General features: G+C 72.9%; 9 protein-coding genes. 2 read left to right on the top strand and 7 right to left on the bottom strand.

The window, feature by feature from the left end; genetic code table 11:
• The coding region (gene secA / locus E1258_RS23750; protein ID WP_132405021.1) for a preprotein translocase subunit SecA at positions 1-2,668 on the bottom strand (2,668 nt) is incomplete at its 3' end.
• A gap of 162 nt (positions 2,669-2,830) precedes the next feature.
• On the opposite strand from secA, the gene E1258_RS23745 reads away from it, so the two are divergent.
• Complete coding sequence (locus tag E1258_RS23745; RefSeq protein WP_207919687.1) at positions 2,831-4,033, top strand: GNAT family N-acetyltransferase; 1,203 nt, start codon at positions 2,831-2,833, stop codon at positions 4,031-4,033.
• On the top strand, positions 4,030-5,154 hold the full coding sequence (locus tag E1258_RS23740) for a GNAT family N-acetyltransferase (protein ID WP_207919686.1): 1,125 nt from the start codon (positions 4,030-4,032) through the stop codon (positions 5,152-5,154). The genes E1258_RS23745 and E1258_RS23740 overlap by 4 nt, the downstream gene beginning before the upstream one ends.
• A 30-nt stretch (positions 5,155-5,184) precedes the next feature.
• On the opposite strand, the gene hpf is transcribed toward E1258_RS23740, so the two are convergent.
• The 6 genes from hpf to efeB form a co-directional block, all read right to left on the bottom strand.
• Entirely contained in the window at positions 5,185-5,820 is a 636-nt protein-coding gene (hpf, locus tag E1258_RS23735; RefSeq protein ID WP_132405017.1) for a ribosome hibernation-promoting factor, HPF/YfiA family, read from the bottom strand.
• A 249-nt stretch (positions 5,821-6,069) separates the two neighbouring features.
• Positions 6,070-6,786: a ComF family protein gene (locus E1258_RS23730; RefSeq protein WP_132405015.1), complete on the bottom strand. Its 717-nt coding sequence runs from the start codon at positions 6,784-6,786 to the stop codon at positions 6,070-6,072.
• A 1-nt stretch (position 6,787) separates the two neighbouring features.
• Complete coding sequence (locus E1258_RS23725; protein ID WP_165949882.1) at positions 6,788-8,608, bottom strand: LpqB family beta-propeller domain-containing protein; 1,821 nt, start codon at positions 8,606-8,608, stop codon at positions 6,788-6,790.
• On the bottom strand, positions 8,605-10,293 hold the full coding sequence (gene mtrB, locus E1258_RS23720; RefSeq protein WP_371688672.1) for an MtrAB system histidine kinase MtrB: 1,689 nt from the start codon (positions 10,291-10,293) through the stop codon (positions 8,605-8,607). The genes E1258_RS23725 and mtrB overlap by 4 nt, the downstream gene beginning before the upstream one ends.
• A 79-nt stretch (positions 10,294-10,372) precedes the next feature.
• Entirely contained in the window at positions 10,373-11,062 is a 690-nt protein-coding gene (mtrA, locus tag E1258_RS23715) for an MtrAB system response regulator MtrA (RefSeq protein WP_007074918.1), read from the bottom strand.
• A 73-nt stretch (positions 11,063-11,135) separates the two neighbouring features.
• A partial coding sequence (efeB, locus tag E1258_RS23710; RefSeq protein ID WP_243715645.1) for an iron uptake transporter deferrochelatase/peroxidase subunit occupies positions 11,136-12,387 on the bottom strand: 1,252 nt, incomplete at its 5' end.

Below are 12,387 nucleotides of genomic sequence, written 5' to 3'. Positions count from 1 at the left end.
CCTCGGGCCGCTCCACGGCGACCGCGCCGGCACCTGCCTCGCCGTCGATGGTCGGCGCGGAGTACTGCAGACCCTGCTGCTGGGGGGCGCGGCCCAGGCCCTTGGCCTTGATCTCCACCGGCTTCTCCAGCAGCTGCACCTCCTCGGCCTCGGGCTCGGCCTCCTGGACCTGGACCTCCAGGTTGTAGAGGAAGCCGACCGTCTCCTCCTTGATGCCGTCCATCATGGTGGCGAACATGTCGAAGCCCTCGCGCTGGTACTCCACCACCGGGTCGCGCTGGGCGTACGCCCGCAGGCTGATGCCCTCCTGGAGGTAGTCCATCTCGTAGAGGTGCTCGCGCCACTTGCGGTCGATGACCTGGAGCAGCACCATCCGTTCGAGCTGGCGGGTGCCCTCGGCACCGAGCTGCTCCTCGCGCCGGTCGTACGCGGCGTGCGCGTCCTCCTTGAGGCGGGCAACCAGGAAGTCCTGGTCCAGGCCGGCCCGGGAGCCGACCTCCTCCTCCAGCTCCTCCAGGGTCACGCCCACCGGGTAGAGCTGCTTGAGGCTGACCCAGAGCTGCTCCAGGTCCCAGTCCTCGGCGTACCCGTCGCTGGTCGCACCGACGACGTACGCGCCGACGACGTCGTCAATCATGTTGCGGACCTGGTCGGAGAGGTCCTCGCCGTTGAGCACCCGCAGGCGCTCGGCGTAGATGACCTGGCGCTGCTTGTTGAGCACCTCGTCGTACTTCAGGACGTTCTTGCGGATCTCGGCGTTCTGGCCCTCGATCTGGGCCTGGGCGTTCTTGATCTGGCGGGTGACCATCTTCGACTCGATGGGCACGTCCTCCGGGATGTTGAAGCGCTCCATCACCGCCTCGACCGCGCCGGCCCGGAAGCGCTTCATCAGCTCGTCCTGCAACGACAGGTAGAAGCGGGACTCGCCCGGGTCACCCTGCCGGCCGGCCCGGCCGCGCAGCTGGTTGTCGATTCGCCGGGACTCGTGCCGCTCCGTGCCCAGCACGTAGAGCCCGCCGGCGGCGGCAACCTCCTCCGCCTCGACGTCGCAGGCCTGCTTCCACTTGGGCAGGACCTCCTCCATCGCCTTGGCGTACTCCTCCTCGTTCTCCGCCGGGTCGAGGCCGCGCTGGCGCAGCTCGTTGGCGGCGAGGAACTCGGCGTTGCCGCCGAGCAGGATGTCGGTGCCCCGGCCGGCCATGTTGGTGGCCACGGTGACCGCGCCCTTGCGCCCTGCCTGGGCGACGATCTCCGCCTCCCGGGCGTGGAACTTGGCGTTCAGCACGGCGTGCGGGATGCCCCGGCGGCGCAGCAGCTGGGAGATGATTTCGGAGTTCTCCACCGAGACGGTGCCCACCAGCACTGGCTGACCGGCCTGGTGCCGCTCGGCGATGTCCTCGACGACCGCGTTGAACTTGGCCTTCTCGGTCTTGTAGATAACGTCGGCCCGGTCTTCCCGGACCATCGGCCGGTGGGTGGGGATGGTCACCACGCCGACCTTGTAGACCTTGTTGAACTCGCCCGCCTCGGTCTGGGCCGTGCCGGTCATGCCGGACAGCTTCTCGTAGAGACGGAAGTAGTTCTGGAGGGTGATGGTGGCCAGGGTCTGGTTCTCCTGCTTGATCTCCACCCCCTCCTTGGCCTCGATCGCCTGGTGCATGCCCTCGTTGTAGCGCCGCCCATGCAGGATGCGGCCGGTGAACTCGTCGACGATCAGGACCTCGCCGTCGCTGACGATGTAGTCCTTGTCGCGCTTGTAGAGCTCCTTGGCCTTGATCGCGTTGTTGAGGTAGCCCACGAGGGGGGTGTTCACCGACTCGTAGAGGTTGTCGATGCCGAGCCGGTCCTCTACCTTGGCCACGCCGCGCTCGGTCACCGCGATGGTGCGCTTGGCGTAGTCGATCTCGTAGTCGCCCTCGCCGTCCTTGCCGGGCTGGAGGCGGGCCACCACTCCGGCGAACTCGCCGTACCACCGGGCCGAGTGCTCGGCCGGGCCGGAGATGATCAGCGGCGTCCGGGCTTCGTCGATCAGGATCGAGTCGACCTCGTCGACCACGGCGAAGTTGTGGCCGCGCTGGACCAGCTCGTCCTTCGACCAGGCCATGTTGTCGCGCAGGTAGTCGAAGCCGAACTCGTTGTTGGTGCCGTAGGTGATGTCGCACTCGTACGCGGCGCGGTGCTCGCTCGCCGGCCGGTTGGGCAGCACCACGCCGACGGTCAGGCCCATGAACTCGTGCACCCGCCCCATCCAGGCGGCGTCACGCTGGGCCAGGTAGTCGTTGACCGTGACCACGTGCACGCCCTTGCCGGACAGCGCGTTGAGGTAGACCGCCATGACCGAGGTCAGGGTCTTGCCCTCGCCGGTCTTCATCTCGGCGATGTTGCCGAAGTGCAGCGCCGCGCCGCCCATCACCTGGACGTCGTACGGTCGCTGCCCGAGCACCCGGGCAGCCGCCTCGCGCACTGCGGCGAACGCCTCCGGCAGCAGGTCGTCGAGGGTCTCACCGTCGGCGAGCCGCTCCCGGTACTGGTCCGTGAGACTCCTCAGCTCGTCGTCGGTGAGGTTGACGTAGTCGTCCTCGATCGAGTTGACGGCGGCGGCGATGGCCTTCAGCCGGCGCACCATGCGGCCCTCGCCCGCGCGAAGGACCTTTTCCAGAATCGACACGGATCAACGCTCCCCTAGACAGTCTCGAACCATCGTAGGCGCTCCGTCGGCCCGATGGTCACTGGTGGCGGCGGTCTGATCGGCGAGAAACCGACATAACGCTCCGACCGCCGGCCGGGCGGCGGGATATCCGGTTACGCCCAGCGCGAAAGATCCGGCACGATGGCTCGGGTGGAACCCGTGGAGCTCACCGAGGACGGCCTGCTGCTGCGACCCTGGCGGGCAGCCGACGCGGACGCCGTGCACCGGGCCTGCCAGGATCCGGACATCCAGCGCTGGACCACCGTACCGCGCCCGTACCTGCCCGAACACGCCCGCGCCTACGTCACCGAGGTCAGCGCCGGGGACTGGCGGGCCGGGTCCCGCGCGCCGTTCGCCGTCTGCGACGCCGTCACCGGCGAGTTGCTCGCCTCGTGCGGGCTGGTGTCGCTGGACCAGACCACAAACTCCGGCGAGATCGGCTACTGGGTGGCGCCGTGGGCCCGGGGCCGGGGCGTCTCCACCCGGGCCACCCGGGCGGTGGCCCGCTGGGCGTTCGACGCGCTCCGGCTGCGCCGGCTGATCTGGCAGGCCGAGATCGGCAACCACGCCTCCCGGCTGGCCGCGCTGCGCGCCGGCTTCCGGGTGGAGGGCGAACTGCGGCTGGCCCACCCGTCGCCCGGCGGGCGGCGAGAGGGCTGGATCGGCTCCCTGTTCGCCGAGGACCTGCCCGCGCCGGGCGCGCCCGGGCCCGCCGGGCCGGACACCCTCGACGCCCGCCGGGCCGCCGTCTTCGGTCGGCCGCAGCCCACCCTGTTCGCCACCGTCGGGGCGCGGGAGCTGCGGCTGCGGCCGATCGAGGAGCGCGACCTCGACGCCATCACCGGGACCTGCCGGGACCCGCGGACGATCGAGTGGACCACGGTGCCGGCCCCGTACGAGCGGGCGCACGCCGAGGGGTTCAAGCGCGACGTCGCCGACGCGAGCTGGGCGCGCGGCACCGGCGCGTACTTCACGGTCGCCGACGGCGACGACCGGTACGTCGCCTCGGTCGACCTGCGGATCGCCGCCGCCGACCCGGTGCGGGGCATGGTCGGCTTCATGACCGCGCCGCACGCGCGGGGCCGGGGATACCTGCCGGCCGCGACCGCCGCCCTGGCCGCCTGGGGGTTCACCACTCTCGGCCTCGCCCGCATCGAGTGGCGCGCTTTCGTCGGCAACACCGCCTCCCGCCGGGCCGCCGAGAAGGCCGGGTTCACCCTGGAGGGCACCGCGCGGGGCTTGCTGACCACCCGCGCCGGCGGCCGGGCCGACGCCTGGGTCGCGTCGCTGCTGCCCGGGGACCTGACCGGGGCCTCGTCCGCGCCGGCCGGGGACGAGGCGTGAGCGGGCCGCGCCTGCCCGACGCCGTCGGGGCCGAGGGGATACGGCTGCGGACGTTTTGCGTCGCGGACGTGCCCGACATCGCGGCGGCCTGCGCCGACCCGCTCACCCAGCGGTTCATTCCCGGCATGCCCAGCCCGTACACCGAGGCCGACGCCCGGTGGTGGGTGACCGAGGGCGCCCCCGCGGCGTGGGCTGCCGGCGGGGCCGCGTACGCGATCGCGGATCCGGCCACCGACCGGCTGCTCGGCGGCACCGGCCTGGGCAACGTGGTGCCGGTGCGGGAGCAGGCGGAGCTGGGCTACTGGGTCGCGCCGTGGGCGCGGGGCCGCGGGGTGGCCACCGCCGCGACCCGGGCGCTGGCGGCGACGGCCTTCGCGCACGGTACGGCCCGCCTGGAGCTGCTCACCCACGCGGAGAACACGGCGAGCCAGCGGGTCGCGCTCGCCACCGGGTTCCGGCACGAGGGGGTACGCCGGGCGGCGAACCTGGCGCGCGACGGCGGCCGGCAGGACCTGGTCTGCTGGGTACGCCTGGCCGACGACCCGCCCGGCCCGACGACCCGGCTCCTGCCCGACCTGCCCGGCGGCAGGCTCACCGACGGCGTGGTGACCGTGCGCCCGGTCGGGCCGGACGATGCGGCGGCGCTGTTCCGGCTGCACCGCCTGCCCGAGGTCGTCGCGAACCGGGTGCCCCCGCAGCCGCCGTCGCTCGCCGACGTCGAGCGGCGCTGCCGGCTGGCGGGCAGCCGCTGGCTGGCCGGGGTCTCGGCCGACCTGGCGATCGTGGACGCGCGCGGCGGCGAGCTGGCCGGCGGGTGCATGCTGCACCACGACGAGCCCGCCACCGGGCAGGCGATGATCGGCTACAGCCTGCTGCCGGCGGGGCGGGGCCGGGGCCTGGCCACCCGGGCGGTGCGCCTGGTCGCCGCCTGGGCGTTCGACGGGGTGGGGCTCGCCCGGGTCTGGGCGGGCACCCGGCCGGAGAACGCGGCCTCGCAACGGGTGCTGGAGCGCGCCGGCTTCTCCCGGGAGGGCCTGCTGCGCGGCCGGCTGCCCGGCCCCGGGGGCACCCGGATCGACTCGGTCCTGTACGGCCTGCTCGCCACCGACGCGCCCCGCTGACCCACCGGGTCAGCGGGGCCACCGTCGGGGTCAGATGTCGAGGGAGATGATGCCGTAGTCGTAGGCGTGTCGCCGGTAGACGACGCTGGGGCGGCCGGACTCCTTGTCGTGGAACAGGTAGAAGTCGTGCCCCACCAGTTCCATCTGGAACAGCGCGTCGTCGACCGTCATCGGCTCGGCGGGGTGGACCTTCGCCCGGGCGATGTGCCAGGGCTGGTCGTCAGGCTCCTCCTCGAACCGGTCGGCTACGGCGGTTGCCGTGGCCGATCGGACGCCGTCGAGGGCCGGGACGGGCGCATCGAGGCCAGCGACCGGCAGGTCGGCGGTGGCCGCCGCGACTGAGATCGGCGCGTGCCGGCCCCGATGGACCCGGCGGCGGTCCGCAGCCCGGCGCAGCCGGTTGTCCAGTTTGGCGATCGCGGCGTCGAGTGCGCTGTAGAAATCGTCGGTGCAGGCCTCGGCCCGAATCACCGGACCACGGGAAACGCACGTTATCTCGACCCGCTGGCAATGGTCGGACTGGCGCGGATTACGCTCGTGGAACAACTCGACATCGACGCGGATAAGCTTGTGATCGTAACGTTCGATCTTTGCGAGCTTCTCGGCTACGTGCACCCGGTAATGATCCGGGACCTCGACGTTCCGGCCCTTGACCACGATGTCCACGTGACCTCCCTTGTTCGGACGGTCTTCGATCCGGAAATCCCGGCCGGCTCGCCTTCTGGGAACCCTCGTTCGGCGTCGACCGGGTCAGTGCGGTTACGCCTCCTCTCACCGCCGGGGGCGAGTGGAATGCCTTCCTACCCCCGACACGAAAACGCTAACCCCTGTTCGCCCGGCCGTCACCCCCCACCGCGCAAAGCCTCAGAATTTTCACAGGCCCCGCACGGTCGGGTGAATCAGAAACACGTTGAGTCACGAACGGCGGCGTTTTTCCGTCGCGGCGAGAACCGCCGCGACCGTGGGCGACAGGCCGGTCGCGCTCAGCACCCGGGCTGCGGCGGCCAGGGTGACGCCGGTGGTGACGATGTCGTCGAGCAGCACGACCACCGGCGCCGGCGCCCCGGCGCGGGCCCTGGGCGGGGCGACCCTCGGCCGGGCCTGGAAGGCCGACTGCGCCGCACGGGCCCGGCCCGCGCTGTCCAGGGTGGCCGAGTCCGGTCGGGGCAGCGCCCGCAACGGCCGAAGCACCCGCACGGGCCAGCCGGCCCGGCCCAGCCGGGCCGCCGCGTGCCGGGCCAGCCGGTCGAGGTGGTCGCCGTACCGGGCGCGGGCCGCCACCGCGGTGTCCGGCACCGGGACCAGCAGCACCGGCCGTGCCGCGCCGACCGCACCGGCCACCACCTCGGCGAGCAGCCCGCCCAGCGGCCGGGCCAGCCCGTGCCGGCCCCGTTCCTTGTACGCCAGCAGCGCCTCCCGCAGCGCGCCGCCGTACGGGCCGAGGGCGACACACGGGGGCAGCCCCGGCGGGGCCGCGGTGGGGCGCACCGGTCGGGGCCGCAGCGCCGCCAGGGCCGTCACGCAGCCGGGGCAGAACCCGTGCCGGGCCGCCCGGCGCTCCCGGCAACCGGCGCACTCCACGGGCAGCACCAGGTCGGCCAGATCCGCCCAGAGGCCGGCGACCGCGCGCATCTCAGTAGAGGAAGAAGGGGGCGGTCGGGTTGCCGGCCTGCACCCCGGCCAGCGGAGGCGTCACGTCCCGCACCTCGTCCCGCTTGATCGTGTCGAACGGGCTGTTGCGGTACGCCACCCCGTTCGCCTCGTACATCAGGTTCCCGTTGGGAAACGGTGCCACCGCGTTCAGCGGGTACGACGACAGGTGGGTGACCCGGGCGCCGATGTCCCGGCGCAGCGGCGTCTCCAGGGCGCCGTCCACGCTGATGTCGTAGATCGCCGGCCGACCGGCGGAGCCCGCCAGGTGCAGGGTGTTCTCCCCCGCCCAGTCGACCGCGGAGAGGTCGGTCAGCGAGGTGACCAGCCGACGCGCCGGGCCCACGGTGACCACGCCGCCGTTGAGGTTGACCGCCGCGACGTACAGCGCGCCGCCGACGATCACCGCGATGCGGTGCCCGTCCAGCGACGCCGCCACCGCCGTCACCTCGCCTTCGGCGGTCAGCGGGACGGCCCGCAACTGGGCGCCGGAGTCGAAGCGGTAGAGCGTGCCGTCGGCCACCACCAGGCCCTGCGGCCGGTCCGGGGCCGGCGAGCGCAGCCACACCGGCCGGCCCATCGCGGCGAACGTGCGGGTGCCGCGCTGGACGATCGACACCGGCGCCGCGCCGACGCCGACCACCAACCGCTGCCGCTTGTCCGCCCCGGCGGTCACCAGCGCGGCGCGGATCCCGTCGTGGGAGCGGCTGAACCCGGCCGAGACGACGCCCTTGTTGACCGCCTCGGTGACCGGCGCGACACCGAACGCCTCACCGCCGCCGAAGTCGAGCGGGTGGACCGCGCCGTCGTAGACGCAGAACCGCTGCGGGTTGGCGCTGAGCGGGTAGGCCAGGTGGGCCCGCCGGCGCTGCCTGAGGTCGGGCACCGTCACCCGGGTCTGGTTGTGGATCCGCAGTTCGAGCTGGCCGTCCAGCTCCGGCAGCGACCAGGCGAGCTGGTCGACGAAGTCCTCCACCCGCTGGTCGTCCGCGTCCACGGGCATGTCGAGGTTGACCTCCCACCGCCCGTCCGCCCCGGTCGCGTTGTTGATCAGCCGGGTGCCGTCGGGTAGCCGGCTCGTCCCGGGCCCCAGCCACTCCGACGGCCCCGCGGTCAGCCACTTCACCACCTCGGTGACCCGCCGCTCGTCGGGCACGGCCAGCGGCAGGTAACGCTGGTCGGGCACGAGCTGGGTGCGACCGGTGTTCCAGAAGTAGACGATGTGGGTCTGGTAGTACTGCCGCAGCGCCTGATCACTGAGCAGCAGCACGTTCGGCGGCGGATCGGCGACGTACCAGCCGGTGTCCGGCTTGTCCTCCTGGGCGGCGGCGCGCAGCTCGAACCGGTACTCGGTCTCGGTGGCCACCGGCGGCATGAGGGTGCCGTCGGCGCGCAGCAGGCCAATCTGCTGCACCCGCAGCGTGACCCGGGTGCCGTCCGTGCTGTCGGTGATCACCGGCGCCTCGCGCAGCCGCACGACGGTGAGGGTCACCTCGCTGGGCTGCTGCTTCTCCTGGATTCGACTGCGCCCCTCGGGGGCGACGAACTGCTTGACCCGGTAGTAGGCGCGGTCCGCCTCGCCAGCGGCGGCCGAAAGGAAGTTGGTGACGAAGGCCGCGCGGTCGGTACCGCTGGCGAGCCGGTTCGGTGGCTCGTCACGGCGGAAGCTCGACGAGCCGGACTTGGCGGCGGCGACCTGCCCGTCCACCTTGACGTCGGACCTCCCGGGGATGCCGCAACCGGCCGCCCCGGTGAGCAGGAGCACCCCGGCGAGCAGCCCGGCGAACCGGCCGGGCCGCCTCACGACCCCACCTCCGCCCGGTCGTCGGCTCCCGTCGCCGGCCCGACGGCCAGGGCTCCCCCGGTGCCGGGGCCGATGTCGAGCAGCCCGCCGGCCCGGGGGCCGCCGAAGGGCAGGATGGCGTCGGCGGGGACCAACCGCAGCGGCGACGTGGTCAGCCGGTCGCCGGACCGGGCGGGCAGGGTGAGCCGGAACTGCGCGCCCTGCCCCGGCGCGCCCCACGCCTCCAGCCAACCGCCGTGCAGCCGGGCGTCCTCCAGGCTGATGGACAGGCCGAGGCCGGTGCCGCCGGTCTGCCGCGCCCGGGACGGGTCGGCCCGCCAGAATCGGTTGAAGACCAGCTTCTCCTCGCCCGGTCTGAGGCCCACCCCGTGGTCCCGGACGGTCACGGCGACGGCCGCCCGGTCCTGCCCGAGGGTGATCAGGACGGGCTTGCCCTCGCCGTGCTCGACGGCGTTGCCGACCAGGTTGCGCAGCACCCGCTCGACGCGGCGCGGGTCCACCTCGGCGATCACCGGGGTGTCCGGCATGTCCAGGTCGATGGTGACGCCGACCCGCTCGGCCAGCCCTGCCAGCCGGTCGGTCACCCGGTGCACCACCGGGACCAGGTCGGTCGGTTCGGCGTCCAGCATGGCGAACCCCGCGTCGAACCGGCTGATCTCCAGCAGGTCGGTGAGCAGTTCCTCGAACCGGTCCAGCTCGGCCTGGAGCAGCTCGGCGCTGCGGGCCACGGCCGGCTCGAACTCCTCTCGCTCGGCGAAGATCAGGTCAGCGGCCATCCGGACGGTGGTCAGCGGGGTACGCAACTCGTGCGAGACGTCGGAGGTGAACCGGCGTTGCAGGCGGGACATTTCCTCCAGCCGGAGGATCTGTCGTTGCAGGTTGGTCGCCATCTGGTTGAACGAGGCGGCCAGCAGCGCCAGGTCGTCCTCCCCGTTGACGGCCATCCGCTGATCGAGCAGACCGGCGGAGAGCCGCTGGGCCGTCCGGGCGGCCACCCGCACGGGCGTCACCACCAGCCGGGTGACCAGGGCGGCGAGCAGGCCGAGCAGCAGCACCAGGGCCGCCCCGGTGGCCACCACGGTGGCCCGGGCGTCGGTCGCCGTGGCGTCCTGCCGGATCAGCGGGACGAGGTAGTACAGCTCCACCTGGCCGAACCGGGTCGGTACCGGAGAGCCGTACACCAGGTATTTCGTGGTGTCTCCGGTGAGCCGGCCGGTGCGGATCTGGCTGGCGATGTTGCCGTCGGCGACCGTGGCCCGCAGCTCCCGGCTGATCAGCGGGCGGACGTTGACGTCGGGTGAGGAGCGCGGCTCGATGATCCCGGTGTAGTTGTCGGCCGTGATCGCCACCACCACCCCGCTGGTCTGCTGCGGGTCGCCGCCGGCCAGGTAGTTGACCGTGCCGTCGATGGTGTCCTGGAGTTGGGCCTCCTGCGCCTGACTGAACAGGCTGAACTGTTTGGCCGCGTAGTCGCTGCCGCTGCTGAGCCGCAGCCGGACGTCGGTTTCGGCGTTCTCCAGCAGGATGTTGGTGATCTTGTCAGCGATGAGGTAGGCGAAACCGCCGACGAGCAGGCTGGAGGCGACCAGTGTGATGGTCACCACCCGGACCTGGAGCGAGCGACGCCACGTCTGGCGCAGGCCGGCCACCAGCCGGGCCACCCGACCGGACAGCGCACGCCACAACTCCCGCGCGGCGGGTGACCGGCGGGTGACCGTGGGTGCGGAAACGGAGGGCGGGGAGGTGGTCACAGTGCGGCCAAGGCTACCCCGTGCCCGCCTTGTAGCCCACGCCCCGCACCGTCAGGATGATCTCGGGGCGCTCCGGGTCCGGCTCGATCTTGGCCCGCAGCCGCTGCACGTGCACGTTGACCAGCCGGGTGTCCGCGGCGTGCCGGTACCCCCAGACCTGTTCCAGCAGCACCTCGCGGGTGAAGACCTGGCGCGGCTTGCGGGCGAGCGCGACCAGCAGGTCGAACTCCAGCGGCGTCAGCTTCACCTCCTCGCCGTTACGGCTCACGGTGTGCGCGGGCACGTCGATGCTGATCTGGTTGCCGGGCGGGCCGACGGTCAGCAGCTCCGGAGCCACGTCCTCGCCCCGGCGCAACCGGGCCCGCATCCGGGCCACCAGCTCCTTGGGCTTGAACGGCTTGACCACGTAGTCGTCCGCGCCGGACTCCAGACCGAGCACCACGTCCACGGTGTCGCTCTTCGCCGTGAGCATCACGATCGGCACGCCGGACTCGCCCCGGATCGCCCGGGCCACGTCGATGCCGCTCATCCCGGGCAGCATCAGGTCGAGCAGGACTATGTCGGGCCGATTCTCCCGGAACGCGGCCAGGGCCCGTTCCCCGTCGGCGACGAACGAGGGCAGAAAGCCCTCGCTGCGCAGGACGATGCCGAGCATCTCGGCGAGCGCGGGGTCGTCGTCGACCACCAGTACCCGGGCTCTCATGGGATCTATACTTCCATCCTCCCCCGAGTCGGTGGGACCGGCACCGTCCGCAGGCCGCCGGCGGGTCGCCAGCTCAGCCGAACAGCGCCCGGCCCCAGTGGTCGCCGTCGTCGCGCACCCCCGGCGGGCAGGCGAAGACGCCGCTGGAGACGTGCCGCAGGTACTCGTTCATCGCGTCGTTGCGGGCCAGCCGGGCCTGGATGGGCACGAACTGCTTGCGCGGGTCCCGCTGGTAGGCGATGAAGAACAGCCCGGCGTCGAGCCGGCCCAGCCCGTCGGAGCCGTCCACGAAGTTGTATCCCCGGCGCAGCAGCCGCGCGCCGTCGTTGGCGTCCGGGTGGGCCAGCCGCACGTGCGAACTCTCGGCGATCACCGGTTGGCCGTCGTCGCCCTTCGCGGCGAAGTCGGGCTCGTCGAACTCGTCGGCCCGGCCCAGCGGCGCGCCGCTGCCCTTGGCCCGGCCGACGATCTGCTCCTGCTCGACCAGCGAGCTGCGGTCCCAGGTCTCGACGAGCATCCGGATCTTCCGGGTGACCAGGTACGACCCGCCGGTCATCCAGTCCGGGCCGTCGCCGGGCTGGACCCAGAGGTGTTCGCGCAGCAGCCCGTCGTCCTCGGCCTTGAGGTTGGCCGTGCCATCCTTGAAGCCGAACAGGTTGCGCGGGGTGGCCTGCCCCGTCGAGGTCGACGAGGTACGGCCGAACCCGAGCTGCGACCAGCGGACGCTGACCACGCCCATGCCGATGCGGGCCAGGTTGCGGATGGCGTGCACCGCCACCTGGGGGTCGTTGGCGCAGGCCTGGACGCAGAGGTCGCCGCCGGAGATCTCCGGCCGCAGCGCGTCCCCGGCGAAGTGCGGCAGGTCGGCCAGCGCGGCCGGGCGGCGGTCGGCGATGCCGAACCGGTCCCGGCCCTGGGCGTCGCGGAACAGCGTCGGCCCGAAGCCGATGGTGAGGGTGAGCTGGGACGGGGGCAACCCGAGGGCCTCGCCGGTGTCGTCCGGCGGGGCCTCCGGCACGCCGCCGACCGCGCCGGTCACCCCGGCCTCCTCACCGGCGGTCATCCGGGCGGCGGCGGCCGTCCACTCGCCGAGCAGCTCGACCAGGCGGGCCCGGTCCTTGGTGATCACGTCGAAGGCGACGAAGTGCAGCCGGTCCTGGGCCGGGGTGGTGATGCCGGCCTGGTGCTCGCCGTGGAACGGCACCGCACCGGCCGCCGTGCCCTGATTCGCCGAGGCGTGTTCCGCCCTGCCGCGGGCCAGCACGCCGGCCCCGGCGGCGACGCCCGCCACCCCAGCGACCCCCGCGCCGGCAAGCGTGATCGCC

The organism is Micromonospora sp. KC207 (assembly GCF_004348615.1).
Lineage (GTDB): Bacteria > Actinomycetota > Actinomycetes > Mycobacteriales > Micromonosporaceae > Micromonospora.
Note: the sequence above shows the minus strand (reverse complement) of the source record. Positions and strands in the feature narration are given on the sequence as shown.